Raw genomic sequence first — 14,959 nt, 5'->3', positions numbered from 1 at the left:
CGTTAATAAATCACATCCTGACAGGCCAGAACGTCGACAGTTATAAATTTACCGTTATGATGGGCATCCTGTTTGGTGACGGATGTGCGCATGATTTGGTTGATTCTGGCCACGTTTGTGGTGGTATTTATTGTGGGTTTTCGGGTGCTGACATCGGATACCCGCCGGGCGATTCGCCGCCTGAGCGAACGTCTGAATATTGATGTAGTGCCGATAGAATCGATGATTGATCAGATGGGTAAAACGGCGGGCGGTGAATTTTTACAGTATCTGCATCGCCCTGATGAGTCGCATTTGCAAAATGCCGCTCAGGTGTTACTGATCTGGCAAATGGTGATTGTCGATGGCGGCGATCAGAATTTGCAGCGGTGGCATCGCTTGCTGCAAAAAGCGCGTTTAGCCGCGCCGATCACCGACACACAGGTACGGCTGGCGCTGGGCTTTTTGCGCGAAATGGAACCCGATATGCAGGAAATCAACGCGTTTCAACTGCGCTATAACGCCTTTTTTCAGCCGGAAGAGGGTGTCCACTGGCTGCATTGATACTCTTCACTATCTCGTTAACAAAAGACGAGATGAATGAGGCTGGCAAGGGCGGCGAGCCACGATTAACGGCCGGGTGGCGCGATTCATCGTTAACTAAATAAAGCGTAGCCGCCATCGTATCTGCTAAGGGTGAACCACAGAAGTAACGCACCGAATAACCGCTAACGACGCCAAAACATCAGAGACTTATAGCTCATCATTTCCGTGACATATATCACGGAAATGTGATCTTGTTTTGAACACTAAAACTGTGACTCCTTGCCATACCTCCTGTCTCAAAATTTCTTATCATAAACTCGAAGTTGTACATGATTGTCTATAGACAACTCTAAATGTTTAGGCGCGCACCATGAAAACATTGTAGTGGCACACTGAATTTGCCCACCCCCAGACATCCGACTTAGTCTTAACAGACCATCGGTAAAACCCTCATACCAGCACCTTTAGCCCGTGTTTTTGGACAACATTAAGTAGTTTCAGTGACATCCCGCTGGGACGCTTGGCGCCGCTTTCCCACTTTTGAACCGTTGATACGCTGGTATTCAGGTACCGAGCGAAAACCGGCTGGCTAACGTTGAGTTTTTCTCGTAACGCTTTTATTTCAAGTGGCTGCAGGTCTTTGATGCTGCTTAAGCAGGCCGTGTCAAAACTGCGCATTGTCTCTTGGGGAATGGCATCCACGCTAAATAATCCAGATGCCGCGCTATGAATCGCTTCAAAGGCAGGGCTTTTGAATTTAGTTTTTGCTGACATGGCGCACCTCTACCAGTTCTTTGTTATTAATGAGTGCCGTTATCTGATCTTCGGTCAGGCAAGCATAGTGTTTTGCTAACTCACGGAAACCCGCAAGTTCGCGATAGCTAATGTTGGCCATATCCTGTTTGGCATACAGGAAGGTGTAAAACCAATGTTCGCCTCCCTTTGCCAACACGATTGCGCGATCGCGATTTTGATTGAGACGTTTTTTATAAACCCCGCCGCCGAGATTATCTGCTTTTCCTTGCAGTACGGCGTTGATGGCCTCGCTTAACTCGTCATCTTTTATCGTGTGGGACTTCGCTTCTCTGTTAAACCACCTGGTTTTGAAGATTCGCATCAGGTTGACATCCTGTAATCTAAAGTATAGCACCAGGTGATACACTATGTCTTACCTTTTGGTTTTACACGCAGCGAGAGAAGATAATTCTCAACGCTCGACCAGCCTCGCAAAATGCAGCGCAACAATGTCAGTTGCTAAAATGTTAATCAGATCACATTTTGTAATGTTACACTGCGTGGATTTTCCGCACTAAAACGACGCAGGTAACCACAATGAATGAAAATATCGCAGAAAAATTCCGCGCTGATGGGGTTGCCAGGCCTAACTGGTCAGCCGTTTTTGCCGTGGCGTTTTGTGTCGCCTGCCTGATTACCGTTGAGTTTTTGCCCGTTAGTCTGTTGACGCCGATGGCGCAGGATCTGGGGATCTCCGAGGGCGTCGCCGGTCAGTCGGTCACCGTTACGGCGTTTGTCGCGATGTTTTCCAGCCTGTTCATTACCCAGATTATTCAGGCGACCGACAGGCGTTATATCGTTATTCTGTTCGCCGTTTTGCTGACGGCTTCTTGTCTGATGGTCTCCTTTGCCAACAGCTTTACGCTGCTGTTGCTGGGCCGCGCCTGTCTTGGGTTGGCGCTGGGCGGATTCTGGGCGATGTCGGCGTCGCTGACCATGCGACTGGTTCCCGCGCGTACCGTGCCGAAAGCGCTGTCGGTGATTTTTGGCGCGGTTTCCATCGCGTTAGTGATCGCCGCGCCGCTGGGCAGTTTTTTGGGCGGTATTATTGGCTGGCGTAATGTCTTTAACGCCGCTGCGGTGATGGGCGTACTGTGCGTCATCTGGGTGGTGAAATCACTGCCGTCGCTGCCGGGCGAACCTTCTCACCAGAAACAGAATATGTTTAGCCTGTTGCAACGCCCTGGCGTGATGGCCGGGATGATCGCCATCTTTATGTCTTTTGCCGGGCAGTTCGCTTTCTTTACCTATATTCGTCCGGTCTATATGAATCTGGCGGGCTTTGACGTTGATGGCCTGACGCTGGTGTTGCTCAGTTTTGGTATTGCCAGCTTCGTTGGCACTTCTTTCTCCTCCTACGTACTGAAACGTTCGGTAAAACTGGCGCTGGCCGGTGCGCCGCTGCTACTGGCGCTGAGCGCGCTGACGCTCATTGTGTGGGGAAGCGACAAAACCGTGGCGGCGGCAATAGCGATTGTCTGGGGGCTGGCGTTTGCGCTGGTGCCGGTGGGATGGTCAACGTGGATCACTCGTTCCCTTGCCGATCAGGCGGAAAAAGCCGGTTCCATCCAGGTCGCGGTGATTCAACTGGCAAATACCTGTGGCGCGGCGGTGGGCGGTTATGCGCTCGACAATTTCGGGCTGCTTTCGCCGCTGGCGCTTTCCGGCGGCCTGATGCTGTTGACGGCGTTAGTCGTGGCGGCGAAAGTCCGTATTACGCCAATGAGTTGATATTGCTGCCATTTGTAGGCCGGATACGACGTTAGTCGTCATCCGGCAATAATAAATGCTTAATCAAAACCGTTATGCTCTGCGGTGGCGGCAAACCATTCTCCGCTTTTTTTCACCGTGCGCGTTTGGGTGGTTAAATCCAGTTGTACAAAACCATAGCGATTTTTATAGCCGTTCAGCCATGACCAGTTATCGATAAAGGTCCACATGTGGTAGCCAAGACAGTGACAGCCCTCGCTAATGCCTTTATGCAGCCATTTAAGATGCTCAGAGATAAAGTCAATCCGGTAATCATCGTGAATCTGTCCCGCTTGCATAAAACGCTGCTCGTTCTCAACGCCCATCCCGTTTTCGGAGATAAAACAGCGCGGATTGCCGTAATGATCCCGCAGGTTGGTGATGATGTCGTAAATTCCTGGCGCGTAAATTTCCCAGCCGCGGTAAGGGTTCATCTTGCGCCCCGGCATGTCGTAATAGTCAAATAACCATTCCGGCATAAACGGCGCTTGCGGATTCACCGCCGTATCACGGCATTTCACGCGGCGCGGCTGATAATAGTTAATCCCCAGTAAATCGATTTTGCCGTCGGCAATAAGCTGACGGTCGCCTGGCTGACAGGCAGGCAGCTGGTCATAGGTTTTCAGCAGCGCCACCAAGTCCGCCGGGTATTCTCCCTTTAATACCGGGTCAAGAAAACTGCGGTTGAATAACAGATCCGCATGATGCGCGGCTTGCACATCGGCGGGATGCTGCGAGCGTGGGTAGGACGGCGTCAGATTCAGCACTACGCCGATTTCACCGTCGTAGCGCCCGGCGCGCCAGGCGCGCACGGCGGTCGAGTGCGCCAGCACGGTATGGTACGCCACGGTGGCCGCACGTTTAAAATCCACCACATTGGGATAGTGGAAGTCGTACAAATAGCCGCCCTCCACCGGCACAATCGGCTCGTTAAAGGTAAACCAGTGCTTCACGCGGTCGCCAAATAAGGTAAAACACGTTTGCGCGTACCGACCAAACGCCTCTACGACGTCGCGATTTTCCCAGCCGCCTTTCTCCTGCATGACCATCGGCATATCAAAATGGAACAGCGTAATAAACGGCGTGATGCCCTGCGCCAGTAGCTCGTCGATGACGTGATTGTAGAAGCTCACCGCTTGTGGATTCACCTCGCCTACGCCGTCTGGAATGAGCCGCGCCCAGCTTAGCGAGGTGCGAAAACTGTTATGTTTTAACTGTTTCAGTAGCGCGATGTCTTGCTTCCAGTGGCGATAGAACGTTGAGGTTTCCGCTGGACCGACGCCCTGGTGAAAACGATCAGGCTGGCGCTCGAACCACACATCCCACGTGGTCTGGCTTTTACCGCCATTCAGACTATCCCCTTCGGTTTGCAACGCTGAGCAGGCGCTGCCCCACCAGAAGTTATCGGGAAAACGGTATCGCATTGTCGTACTCCTTGATCGCGTAAATTCGCTCCAGAATACGCGCTTCTGGTGAACAGAAACCGGTTACAGTCCGCATTTTCGCGACCAAAAAACGGAAAAGGTGTGCTACATCTCGGGGCATTCCACCTTACCGAGAGCCTGCCAGTAGTTATGCTGATTGTTGCGCTCTATCGCGATCATCGCCTCCCGAATATGCTGCTGGTTCCCCTCGCTCGCCATGATTTTTTTCTCCCAGGCTTCATCCGTTAGCGCGCCTTTGGGCGTACACATTTTGCGCAAATCCTTTAAAATCGTATTTTTTTCATGCGCCGACTGGAGTGAGCTAAACGGAGAGTCGGCATACGTGACGCCCGGTAGCGCGACAAGTGTGGCAATAAGCAGAAGCGTTTTTCGTTTCATAAACGGTATCCTTATCGGTTTGCACTTTTTCAAGAGTAAGTGTAGACCGTGCGACGTTCACTCATCGGGGCGTGCTATCCGTTGGCGTTGAAGTCAGGCAAAAGTGGGAAGGCGGTTTCTCGCTGCGCCTTCACTTTCTTGCATGGCAGAATAGTGTATGTTCTGACTACTCTTTTATTTCGTAAGCGGTAGTGTAATGAGACGTATTGAGATCGTACTGGGAGAGCTGGAACGGCTGACGCGCGGCCTATGCCTTGCCGATTTGGCGCAGGAGACGGCGTTTACGGCGGAGGCGATAGGTTTCAATCTTGGGCTGGCGCGTAACTCCGTCAGCAAAGATCTCAATCAGTTATGGAATGACGGCCTGGCAATCAAAAGCCGTGGCCGCCCGGTCTATTTTCTGCATCGCCAGGCGCTGGAAACGTTGCTGGGACGTCAGCTGGAAGAGTCTGAACGCGAGGTGCGGTCGGTGGCGGATGTGCTGCCGCATGAAGAGCATTACGCGCCCGACGATCCGTTTACCAGCCTGATTGGTTACGATCGCAGCCTGCGCGATGCGGTAGAAAAAGGCCGTGCGGCGGTGCTCTATCCGCACGGTTTACACGTTCTGCTTACCGGGCCGTCCGGCGTCGGTAAAACCTTTTTTGCGGAACTGATGCACCGTTTCGCCTGTGAACAGGCGAGCGGCGCTATCCCGCCGCTGGTCTACTTTAACTGCGCGGAATACGCCCATAACCCGGAACTGCTCTCCTCGCATCTGTTTGGTCATCGGCAGGGGGCGTTTACCGGCGCGAATGAACATAAAACAGGCCTCGTGGAGCAGGCGGACGGTGGTTATCTGCTGCTGGACGAGGTGCACCGTCTGTCTTATGAAGGGCAGGAAAAGCTGTTCTCTATTCTGGATAAAGGCGAGTACCGTCCGCTTGGCGTGAGCAGCCAGCCGCGATCAATTTCGGTACGCCTGATTTGCGCCACTACCGAGCCGGTCGGGTCGGCGCTGTTACGTACTTTCCAGCGGCGTATTCAGGTATGCATTGATTTGCCGGGCATTCGCCAGCGCTCCGTTGAAGAACAGATCGAACTGATCGTGGGGTTCTTACAGCGGGAAAGCCGCAAAATAGAACGCACGGTCAGCATTGATAAACCGTTGTTACTCTGGTTGCTGAATAAACCCCTGGAAGGCAATATCGGTCAGCTTAAAAGCGATATTCAGTTTCTCTGCGCTCAGGCGTGGGCATCGGGAATGACCGAGCATAACGACACGCTACAGCTGGATAAGCGGCTGGCGGAGATGTCGGTTAACCCGACGCCGGAACAGCGTCTATTGGTGGATACTCTGTTTGACGGTAAAGCGCGGCTAAATATAGACGCGCGCACGCTGCCCGCATTGAAGACGTCGCTGGCGACCGGGGCGGAAATTGAAGAGAGCGACCTCTTTTACAGCTTCCTGACGCGCGAATATGTTAATTTGCGCAACAGTAACGTCCCCCCGGCGGAGACGCTGGCGATCCTGAAAAATAAACTCAGCTCGATTTTTGAATACGGTCTCTATAGCCGCGACAGCGTGGCGCATCCGCCGCGCTATGGCGACCAGATTGAAGAGCGCGTGACGCTGCTGATTGGCTGCGTAGAGCAGGTGTTGGGCTTTTCGCTGCCGGAAAATCTGGTTAACCCACTGCGTAAACACTTCCTGGCGCTGATAGGCTACGTGCAGCGCGGCCTGATCCCGCAGCTTTACTCTTCCAGTTTGATCCTGGATCGCTGCAAAGACGAATATGACAACGCCACGCTGCTGTGTCGGAAAATCAACGAACTGCTGCATATTCAGTGTCCGGCGACGGAAGTGGTCTGGCTATGCCTGTTCCTGAAAGAGTGCCGCCATTATCGTCAGCGCATCGATGCCAGCCCCGACTGCGGGGTCATTTTGATCGCTCACGGCGCGACCACCGCCACCAGTCAGGCGCAATATGTCAACCGCGTGCTGGAGCGCGAGCTGTTCAGCGCCATCGACATGCCGTTTGAACAGTCGGTGCATGACACGCTGGAAACGCTGACCCAAATGATTCAAACCCGACAATATCGGCGGCTTATCCTGTTGGTGGACATCGGTTCATTAATCCATTTCGGCAGCACCATCAGTAAGTTATTCCAGATAGATGTTTTGCTCATGCCGAATATCACGCTGACCAGTCTACTGGAAGTCGGGCTGGATTTAAGCTATGAAACCAGCGACTTACCACAGTTGACGGCGCTCCTGCAGAGTAAAAATATCCCCTGCCAGCTTTGTACGCCGCAGCAGGAGAACGGCGGCAAAGTGCTGGTCATCTCCTGTATTACCGGCATGGGAACGGCGGAAAAAATCAAAAAGGTGCTGGAGGAGAGCTTTGGCGAGCTGATGTCGCAGGACACCAGGATGGTGATCCTTGATTATAACGAGGTACGTAGTCTGGAGCGCGTTCAGCAGGCATTGAATGCCAGCGAGCGGCTGGCGGGGATTGTCGGCACTTTCCAGCCGGGGCTGCCGGATATTCCGTTTATTTCGCTGGAAGAGCTTTTCTCCGAACAAGGGCCGGAACTGGTGTTGAGCCTGTTAACGCCCGATCTGTCCAATGCTGAACGCCGTCTGGAGATGGAGCGCAGCGCCATGCGCTTTATCAGCGCGCTAACGATGGAGAGCATCATCAACCATATTTCCGTGCTTAACCCGCAGCGTATTCTGAAAGAGATGGAGGGCGTTTTTAACCATCTGACGTCTTCGCTTTCCCTGAAACCAAGCCGCCAGGTGACACTGCGCTTCCTGATCCACTGCTGCTGTATGGTAGAGCGTATTGTGATTAACCGTAAACCGTTACAGATGGCGCTGGAAAGTCAGCCGAATCTGGACGCGCGCGCGTTTAGTGTCATCAAATCCGCTTTTCTGCCGATCGAAGACGCCTACGCCATCCGTTTATCGGATGCGGAATATTTTTATATCTACGAACTGCTCTATAGCTAATCCTTTTACTGGCGGGGCTTCGGGCCTCGCCAGGCCTATCTTCTTCCTCGCGTGACACAAATTCTGGCACAACCTTTGCTCTTCTGATGATGCGTTATGCCGGATAGCGGCGTAAACGCCTTATCCGGCCTAACGGGAGCGTCCTGTAGGCCCGGTAAGCGCAGTGCCACCGGGCAATATATGCCGGTGTTCTCATGTAATTGTGCCAGGAGGCCATTTTGACTACCACACAACCGTTGCCCCACATCCTGCTGCTGACGCATGGCGGCTGGGGACAGCCGCTTTGCAACAGCCTGCGTATGGTCACGGGCGAAATTAAAGGCGTGACGGAAATCGCGCTAATGCCTGTCGATACGCTGGGCGAGTTTTATCAACGCGTCGAGGCCGTGGTGAAAACGCTGCCGGAAGGCTCGCTGATCCTGACGGATTTTGTCGGCGGCACGACGTCCAACGTCGCGGCGCGGCTAAGCGCCGATTATCCGGTGGCGGTGATCGCCGGACTGAATGCGTCGCTACTGCTGGAGGCGCTGGACAGGCGCGAACAAGGGATGCTAACCGCCTGCGTGGATGAGTTAGTTGAGGCCGGGCGCAGTAGCTGCCTGGATGTGGTCGCCCATGTACGTCAGCTACAACAATCACTCTAAGGAAAACATCATGGCCAATATCGTTTTATGCCGCATCGACAGCCGTCTCATTCATGGGCAGGTTGTCACGAAGTGGGTCGGACAATCTCAGGCGAACCGGATAGCCGTTGTGAGTGATGAACTGGATGCCGATCCGTTTATGAAAAATATCTACCTGATGGCCGCGCCGCCAAATATCAAAGTGGATTGCTTCGGCAACCAGAGTTTTGCCGCCGCATGGAAAGAAAATCAGCTTGGCGACGGTAACGTGCTGGTGCTTTTTCCCTCACTGGCGGCGGTGCAGGACGCCATACAACTGGGCTTTGACGTCACCCGCATTCAGGTTGGCGGTCTCGGCGGCGGGCCAAACCGCAAGGCGGTTTTTCAGAATATTACGCTGGATGAAAAAGACGTCGGCATTCTTAACGACCTGAAAAACCGTGGCGTTCAGGTATTTTTCCAGACCATTCCGGAAGATAAGCCGCAGCCGCTCGACGATATCCTGAAAAAATTCTAACCCTTTAATAGACACAAAATCATTCTGGATGCATCGAGGCGGCAACTGAGTGAATCCCCTGGAGCTTACTAAAGTAAGTGACTGGGGTGAGCGAAGGCAGCCAACAAAGAGGCAGCCTGAAGGATGAAGTGTATAGGATAACACTATGGATACCTTACTCTTTGCAAGCCTGATGGGGTTGTATTACTGGTTTGCCCGTTTACGCCTCGGCTACACCTTCTCCGCGATGCTGTTACAACCGGTGGTGATCGCGGTATTTGTCGGGCTTTTGCTTGGCAATATGCAGACTGCGATGATCATCGGCGCAGGGATGCAGCTCGTTTATTTGGGCGTGACCTCAACGCCGGGCGGCAACGTGCCGTCGGACCCGGCGCTGGCGGCCTGTATCTCCATTCCTATCGCGGTGAAGGCCGGTATGGACCCAAACCTGGCGATCGCGCTGGCAATCCCGTTTGGCGTGATTGGCGTGTTTCTCGATCAGCTTAGGCGCACGCTGAATGCTGCCTGGGTGCATATGGCGGATAAACACGCGGAAACGGCAAACATGGCGGGCATCATGCGTTGCGCCTTTCTTTACCCGGCATTGCTGGGGCTGGTGCTGCGCTTCCCGGTGGTCTTTGCCGCTAACTACTTTGGCCAGGATGTGGTGGAAAGTTTCCTTAAACTGATGCCGCACTGGTTAACCCACTCCTTTGAAATCATGGGCGGCATTCTGCCGGCGCTGGGCTTTGCCATCACCATTATGGTGATCGGTAAAAAGAGCCTGTTGCCGTGGTTTATCGGCGGGTTCTTCGCGGTGTTGTACCTCAAGGTTGACATCATGGCGATGGCCATCTTCGGCACCTGTGTCGCCTTCCTGATTAAAGGCCTGGCGAAAAATGAAGGAGCAGCATGATGAGCAGTGACGTAATGCAACATGAACTGGTTGAGCGTGCGCGGGAAAGCGGGGCGCTGACCAAAGCAGATATCACCAAAGCCTGGTTTATCTACTGGCTGGGCGCCGAGGTTTCCAGCTCCTATGAGCGCTTACAAAGCCTGATTTTCTGCGCCTCGATGACGCCGATCATCAAAAAACTCTACCCACAAAAAGAGGAGCAGGTAGAAGCGCTAAAACGCCACCTTAACTTTTTTAACTCCGAGCAGACCTTCGGCGCGGTGATTCAGGGCATCTCTATTGCCATGGAAGAACAAAAAACGCGCGGCGAGCCGATTAACGACTCGTCTATCACCGGCATTAAAACTGGCCTGATGGGGCCGCTTGCCGGGATGGGCGACTCGATTATCTGGGCGGCGGTGATGCCGCTGTTGATAGCGATCTTTATTCCGTTCGCGGCAAATGGCAGCGCGATGGGCGGTATTATCCCGCTGATTCTCTACCCGGCGATCACCCTGGCGATCAGCTACGGTATGGTCCACAAGGGATATACGCTGGGGCGTGATTCGATTATCGGCCTGCTGCAAGGGGGGCGAATCAAAGAACTGATCTACGGGGCCAACGTGCTGGGTTTGATCATGATGGGCGCGCTTTCCGCCAGCTACGTCAAAATCACCACGCCGTTAAAAATTAGCGCCTTGAAAGGATCTGAAGTGGTGGTTCAGCAGATCCTCGACTCTATCGCGCCGGGCTTACTACCACTGGCGGCGGTATTCGCCATCTACTTCTATCTGGTAAAAAAAGGGCCGCGCTACACCACCATTTTGCTGTCGATTGTCGCACTGAGCATAATCTGTTCGTTGTTGGGAGTGCTGTAAATCATGACGCCGAATATCTATCAACAACTGGGGTTGAAAAAGGTCATTAACGCCTGCGGCAAAATGACCATTCTGGGCGTCTCAAGCGTCGCGCCGGAGGTCATGCAGGCCACCGCGCGCGCGGCTTCCGCTTTCGTCGAGATTGATGCGCTGGTGGAAAAAACCGGCGAACTGGTATCGCGCTATACGGATGCTGAAGATAGCTATATCACCTCGTGCGCCTCGGCGGGTATTGCCATTGCCGTCGCGGCCGCCATCACCCACGGCGATCGGGCGCGCGTCGCCCTGATGCCGGACAGCGCCGGGATGGCCAATGAAGTGGTGATGCTGCGCGGGCATAATGTGGACTACGGCGCGCCAGTCACCAGCGCCATTCGTCTTGGCGGCGGGCGCATAGTGGAAGTGGGGTCGAGCAATCTGGCGGCCCGCTGGCAACTGGAAAGCGCCATTAACGAAAAGACCGCCGCGCTACTGTATGTGAAATCACACCATTGCGTACAGAAAGGCATGTTGAGCATTGACGATTTTGTACAGGTGGCGCAGGCCAACCACCTGCCGTTGATTGTCGATGCCGCGGCGGAAGAGGATTTGCGCGGCTGGGTGGCGAGCGGCGCGGATATGGTTATCTATAGCGGCGCGAAAGCCTTTAATGCGCCAACCTCCGGCTTTATTACTGGCAAGAAAACGTGGATTGCCGCCTGCAAAGCGCAGCACCAGGGGATTGCTAGGGCGATGAAAATCGGCAAGGAAAACATGGTTGGGCTGGTGTATGCGCTGGAGAATTACCACCAGGGCCAGACGACCGTGACCGCAGCACAGTTACAGCCGGTCGCAGAAGCGATTTCCGCTATCCATGGACTTTATGCCGATATCGAACAGGATGAGGCCGGGCGTGCAATCTGGCGTATTCGTGTGCGGGTGAACGCATCTGAATTGGGGCTGAATGCGCAGGACGTCGAAGCGCAGTTGCGCGGCGGCGAGATAGCGATTTACGCCCGCAAATATCAGCTTCATCAGGGGGTTTTTAGCCTCGATCCACGCACGGTAGCTGAAGGGGAAATGGCATTGATTGTGGCGCGACTCAGGGAGATTGCAGAACATGCAGCAGATTAATTTTTATCGTCAGCGGGTAGCGATTAACGTACTGGCAAAGGATATCGCCAACGCGAAGGCTATCTATGAAGCCGCCGAAGGCCATGCGGTCATTGGCGTACTTTCCGCGCAGTTCGCTACGGTAGAAGAGGGCGTGCCGGAGGTGAAACGCTGGATGGCGGAGGTGCCGTCTATCTCGGTGGGACTGGGCGCAGGCGACCCGGCGCAGTACTACAAAGCGGCGATGATTGCCGCCCATACTCACCCGGCCCACGTCAACCAGACTTTTACCGGCAGCGGCTTCGCAGCGGGCGCACTGGCGGCGACAGGCGGCGAGCAAACACATATTAACGCCCTGGTCAGCCCGACGGGAACGCCTGGCGAGGTGTTGATTTCTACCGGCGTCAGCAGCAGCCAGGGAACGCCAGCCCGCGTTTCCTGTGAAGCGGCGGTACGCATGATGCAGGATATGGGCGCACATGCGGCGAAGTTTTTCCCGATGGGCGGCGAAAAGTCGTTACCGGAACTCTATGCGCTGGCGACAACCGCTGCCCGCCACGGCATGACGCTTATCGAGCCGACCGGCGGTATCTCACTGGATAATTTCGGTATTATCCTGCAAACCTGCCTGGAAGCAGGCGTGCCGCGCGTCATGCCGCATGTTTACAGCTCGATTATCGATCCGCAAACCGGCAATACGCGCCCCGAAGACGTCATTCGGTTGATGGAGATAGTCAAAGCGCTGGTGTGAGATTTATCGCCGAAGAGCGCTACGTTTACCGGGCCTACAGATGACGTGTATTTGTAGGCCCGGTCAGCGTTGCGCTACCGGGCGATAATGCGTAGCAGGCTGGGCAAAAATGTACGTATTGCAGCCGTCAGTGATTCCCTTTCGAGCCTCCTCGCAGGGTTAAATTTTCCTGAATGCTGTCTGTATTTTTGGCGAGTACAGTGGCGTCATCTTATGCCTCAGGTGACGGATCGCCATGAAAAAAAGCCCCACGTCCACGCCTCATGATGCGGTATTCAAAACGTTTTTACGCCATCCGGATACCGCGCGGGATTTTCTCAATATTCATCTTCCCCATTCGCTAAGAATACGTTGCGATCTGACGACGTTGAAACTGGCGCCGGACAGTTTTATCGAGAAAAATTTACGCGCGTTTTATTCCGATGTCCTTTGGTCACTAAAAACGTGTGAAGGCGACGGTTATATCTATGTCGTTATAGAGCATCAGAGTACGCCGGACGCGCATATGGCGTTCCGGTTAATGCGTTACGCGACTGCCGCGATGCAGCGCCATCTGGATGCTGGTCATAAAACGTTACCGCTGGTGATTCCCATGCTGTTTTACCATGGCGCGAAAAGCCCGTATCCCTTTTCGCTGTGCTGGCTGGATGAGTTTGACGATCCTGCACTGGCGCGTCAGCTTTATGCGACGGCATTTCCACTGGTAGACATTACGGTGGTGCCGGATAACGAGATTATGCAGCATCGACGTATCGCGATGCTGGAGCTGGTACAAAAGCATATACGTCAACGCGACCTGATGGGATTGGTCGAGCGCTTAGCGGTACTTCTGATTACGGGAAACGCTAATGACAGTCAGCTAAAAGCGCTGTTTAATTATTTGCTAATACAGCATGGCAGCACGCCTCGTTTTGGCAAGTTTATCCGCGAGGTGGCGCGTCGTGTTCCCCAACACAAGGAGAGATTAATGACGATCGTAGACAGAATACGTGAATCGGGGCGCAGAAAAGGTAAGCGTGAAGGCGTGCAACAAGGCATACAGCAAGGTATACATCAAGGTAAGCAGGAGGAAGCCTTGCGTATTGCGCATACGATGCTGGAACAGGGGATCGAGCGAGAGATGGTGCTGATGATTACCGGGCTTTCTGACGAAGAGATTAAGGCAAAGCGCCATTAAACTTTTCCCTTTTCCGCCCGGTCATCGTGATTATCAACGGCGTTAAGCGGCCCGCGCGCGTCGACGGGAATCGAGGGAGATCAGAATCACTGACGAGAGAATGAGCAGCGTGCCCAGCCAGTCCGGCAAGGTAAAACTAATCCCCAACAGCAGTAGCGACAGCAGGGCGCTGCTTAACGGTTCCGCGCAGCTTAAAATGCTGGCTTTGGGGCCACCAATCAGTTGCGCGCCTTTCAAATACAGGCTGAACGTCAGCGACGTACCGATCACCACCAGGTAGAAAAAGGCCAGAATCAGACTGCCGCTCACCGCAAAGTGCGTTCCTTCTTTAGCGTAGAAGGGCAGCAGAATAAGGCCGCCAAAGGACATACTCCAGCCGACCACTGGCAGTGTGCCGTATTGGGCGATTAGCCTGGAAGGCCAGGTCGTATAAAAGGCGGCGGCAAATGCGGAGGCGATACCCCAGAACAGCGCGCCTGAAGAGATCGACAGCGATGTTGGATTGCCGTGAGTCACCAGTAAAAAGGTGCCGATAAGCGATGTAAGAATGGCGGTTAAGACCAGAATGCCTGGTCGTGTTCTTCGCGCTAATGCAAACCACGCTACAATAATGGTCGGCGATAAAAATTGCAGCACTGTCGCGGTGGCGGCATTGGATTTTTCAATCGTGAGCAGGAAGGTTAGCTGAACGGTGAGCGCGCCCACCACGGAGAAAATCAGCAGACTCAGGGCATCTTTGCGGTTTTTAAGAATTGAAAATATCTTATCGCCGTGCATAAAGGAGAAGGTCACCAGTATCAGCCCGGCGAATAACAAACGTATCATCGTCAGGAACTGTGACGACATACGGCTTTGCTCCATGATGTACTGCGCGCAAACGCCTGAACTCCCCCACAATACGGCGGCAATCAGGACGTTTAGCATCCCTTTTCTGGTGGAACCCATTTTTTCCTCGTCATGTTGTTTTATTTTTTTACGTGCAGGCATCATAACAGAGCTATCGCCGGTATTAAGCAGGAATTTATTGTTTAATGATTTCAGACGAGCTTGTTATCGACATAATATTGTCATTTTTTTGTCATAAGAAAAAATATCAAACAAACTTAAACAGAACGTCACTAAACCCGCCTTTGCACTTTACGGAACATATTGGCTGACTA

The 14,959-nt window shown here is 53.5% G+C and carries 15 protein-coding genes; 10 read left to right on the top strand and 5 right to left on the bottom strand.

What is annotated here, in order from left to right; genetic code table 11:
* Positions 1–90 precede the first annotated feature (90 nt).
* Positions 91–543, top strand: coding sequence for a DUF1198 domain-containing protein (locus HV477_RS18680; protein WP_001519640.1), 453 nt, complete (start codon positions 91–93; stop codon positions 541–543).
* Between the two features lie 432 nt (positions 544–975).
* Here HV477_RS18680 and HV477_RS18675 read toward each other — a convergent pair whose 3' ends face one another.
* Together HV477_RS18675 and HV477_RS18670 are read right to left on the bottom strand one after the other, a co-directional pair.
* Complete coding sequence (locus HV477_RS18675) at positions 976–1,299, bottom strand: DNA-binding transcriptional regulator (protein WP_001274843.1); 324 nt, start codon at positions 1,297–1,299, stop codon at positions 976–978.
* Positions 1,283–1,642 carry a type II toxin-antitoxin system RelE/ParE family toxin gene (locus HV477_RS18670; protein WP_001217953.1) on the bottom strand — a complete coding sequence of 120 codons (360 nt, stop codon included), beginning with the start codon at positions 1,640–1,642 and terminating at the stop codon, positions 1,283–1,285. The genes HV477_RS18675 and HV477_RS18670 overlap by 17 nt, the downstream gene beginning before the upstream one ends.
* A 215-nt stretch (positions 1,643–1,857) precedes the next feature.
* Between HV477_RS18670 and nepI the strand changes: the two genes are divergently transcribed.
* Positions 1,858–3,051: a purine ribonucleoside efflux pump NepI gene (gene nepI / locus HV477_RS18665; protein WP_001004799.1), complete on the top strand. Its 1,194-nt coding sequence runs from the start codon at positions 1,858–1,860 to the stop codon at positions 3,049–3,051.
* 59 nt (positions 3,052–3,110) lie between these two features.
* Here the strand turns inward: nepI and HV477_RS18660 are convergent, their stop codons facing one another.
* Both HV477_RS18660 and HV477_RS18655 read right to left on the bottom strand, forming a co-directional pair.
* Positions 3,111–4,493, bottom strand: a complete 1,383-nt coding sequence (locus HV477_RS18660; RefSeq protein WP_079899351.1) for a glycoside hydrolase family 1 protein — start codon at positions 4,491–4,493, stop codon at positions 3,111–3,113.
* Between the two features lie 105 nt (positions 4,494–4,598).
* On the bottom strand, positions 4,599–4,892 hold the full coding sequence (locus tag HV477_RS18655) for a YicS family protein (protein ID WP_000824217.1): 294 nt from the start codon (positions 4,890–4,892) through the stop codon (positions 4,599–4,601).
* 196 nt (positions 4,893–5,088) lie between these two features.
* On the opposite strand from HV477_RS18655, the gene dagR reads away from it, so the two are divergent.
* The 8 genes from dagR to HV477_RS18615 all read left to right on the top strand — a co-directional run bounded on the left by dagR (position 5,089) and on the right by HV477_RS18615 (position 13,799).
* On the top strand, positions 5,089–7,887 hold the full coding sequence (dagR, locus tag HV477_RS18650; RefSeq protein ID WP_001252672.1) for a transcriptional regulator DagR: 2,799 nt from the start codon (positions 5,089–5,091) through the stop codon (positions 7,885–7,887).
* Between the two features lie 218 nt (positions 7,888–8,105).
* Entirely contained in the window at positions 8,106–8,531 is a 426-nt protein-coding gene (locus HV477_RS18645) for a PTS sugar transporter subunit IIA (RefSeq protein ID WP_000214106.1), read from the top strand.
* Positions 8,532–8,541: 10 nt separating this feature from the next.
* A complete protein-coding gene (locus HV477_RS18640) occupies positions 8,542–9,027 on the top strand; it encodes a PTS system mannose/fructose/N-acetylgalactosamine-transporter subunit IIB (RefSeq protein WP_001284295.1) in 486 nt (161 codons plus the stop codon).
* 145 nt (positions 9,028–9,172) lie between these two features.
* Positions 9,173–9,922 (top strand): PTS sugar transporter subunit IIC, encoded by a 750-nt coding sequence (locus HV477_RS18635; protein WP_000380259.1) that lies wholly within the window; start codon positions 9,173–9,175, stop codon positions 9,920–9,922.
* Positions 9,919–10,779 (top strand): PTS system mannose/fructose/sorbose family transporter subunit IID, encoded by an 861-nt coding sequence (locus tag HV477_RS18630; RefSeq protein ID WP_001519740.1) that lies wholly within the window; start codon positions 9,919–9,921, stop codon positions 10,777–10,779. Before HV477_RS18635 ends, HV477_RS18630 begins: the two co-directional genes overlap by 4 nt.
* Positions 10,780–10,782: 3 nt before the next feature.
* Positions 10,783–11,892 (top strand): D-glucosaminate-6-phosphate ammonia lyase, encoded by a 1,110-nt coding sequence (gene dgaE / locus HV477_RS18625; RefSeq protein ID WP_079899350.1) that lies wholly within the window; start codon positions 10,783–10,785, stop codon positions 11,890–11,892.
* On the top strand, positions 11,879–12,622 hold the full coding sequence (locus HV477_RS18620; protein ID WP_001186140.1) for a 2-dehydro-3-deoxy-phosphogluconate aldolase: 744 nt from the start codon (positions 11,879–11,881) through the stop codon (positions 12,620–12,622). Before dgaE ends, HV477_RS18620 begins: the two co-directional genes overlap by 14 nt.
* Before the next feature lie 235 nt (positions 12,623–12,857).
* Positions 12,858–13,799, top strand: coding sequence for an Rpn family recombination-promoting nuclease/putative transposase (locus HV477_RS18615; RefSeq protein WP_000749540.1), 942 nt, complete (start codon positions 12,858–12,860; stop codon positions 13,797–13,799).
* 42 nt (positions 13,800–13,841) lie between these two features.
* Here HV477_RS18615 and HV477_RS18610 read toward each other — a convergent pair whose 3' ends face one another.
* Complete coding sequence (locus HV477_RS18610; RefSeq protein ID WP_000535970.1) at positions 13,842–14,744, bottom strand: EamA family transporter; 903 nt, start codon at positions 14,742–14,744, stop codon at positions 13,842–13,844.
* Positions 14,745–14,959 lie beyond the last annotated feature (215 nt).

This window comes from Salmonella sp. SG203 (assembly GCF_013350575.1).
Lineage (GTDB): Bacteria > Pseudomonadota > Gammaproteobacteria > Enterobacterales > Enterobacteriaceae > Salmonella > Salmonella enterica.
The sequence above is the reverse complement of the archived record's forward strand: the minus strand, read 5'-3'. Positions and strand labels throughout refer to the sequence as shown.

Excerpts from the sequence above, each read along its gene's own strand:
- HV477_RS18680 (WP_001519640.1), top strand. The coding sequence starts at position 91 with ATGATTTGGTTGATTCTGGCCACGTTTGTGGTGGTATTTATTGTGGGT.
- HV477_RS18675 (WP_001274843.1), bottom strand. The coding sequence starts at position 1,299 with ATGTCAGCAAAAACTAAATTCAAAAGCCCTGCCTTTGAAGCGATTCAT.
- HV477_RS18670 (WP_001217953.1), bottom strand. The coding sequence starts at position 1,642 with ATGCGAATCTTCAAAACCAGGTGGTTTAACAGAGAAGCGAAGTCCCAC.
- nepI (WP_001004799.1), top strand. The coding sequence starts at position 1,858 with ATGAATGAAAATATCGCAGAAAAATTCCGCGCTGATGGGGTTGCCAGG.
- HV477_RS18660 (WP_079899351.1), bottom strand. The coding sequence starts at position 4,493 with ATGCGATACCGTTTTCCCGATAACTTCTGGTGGGGCAGCGCCTGCTCA.
- HV477_RS18655 (WP_000824217.1), bottom strand. The coding sequence starts at position 4,892 with ATGAAACGAAAAACGCTTCTGCTTATTGCCACACTTGTCGCGCTACCG.
- dagR (WP_001252672.1), top strand. The coding sequence starts at position 5,089 with ATGAGACGTATTGAGATCGTACTGGGAGAGCTGGAACGGCTGACGCGC.
- HV477_RS18640 (WP_001284295.1), top strand. The coding sequence starts at position 8,542 with ATGGCCAATATCGTTTTATGCCGCATCGACAGCCGTCTCATTCATGGG.
- HV477_RS18635 (WP_000380259.1), top strand. The coding sequence starts at position 9,173 with ATGGATACCTTACTCTTTGCAAGCCTGATGGGGTTGTATTACTGGTTT.
- HV477_RS18630 (WP_001519740.1), top strand. The coding sequence starts at position 9,919 with ATGATGAGCAGTGACGTAATGCAACATGAACTGGTTGAGCGTGCGCGG.
- dgaE (WP_079899350.1), top strand. The coding sequence starts at position 10,783 with ATGACGCCGAATATCTATCAACAACTGGGGTTGAAAAAGGTCATTAAC.
- HV477_RS18620 (WP_001186140.1), top strand. The coding sequence starts at position 11,879 with ATGCAGCAGATTAATTTTTATCGTCAGCGGGTAGCGATTAACGTACTG.
- HV477_RS18615 (WP_000749540.1), top strand. The coding sequence starts at position 12,858 with ATGAAAAAAAGCCCCACGTCCACGCCTCATGATGCGGTATTCAAAACG.
- HV477_RS18610 (WP_000535970.1), bottom strand. The coding sequence starts at position 14,744 with ATGGGTTCCACCAGAAAAGGGATGCTAAACGTCCTGATTGCCGCCGTA.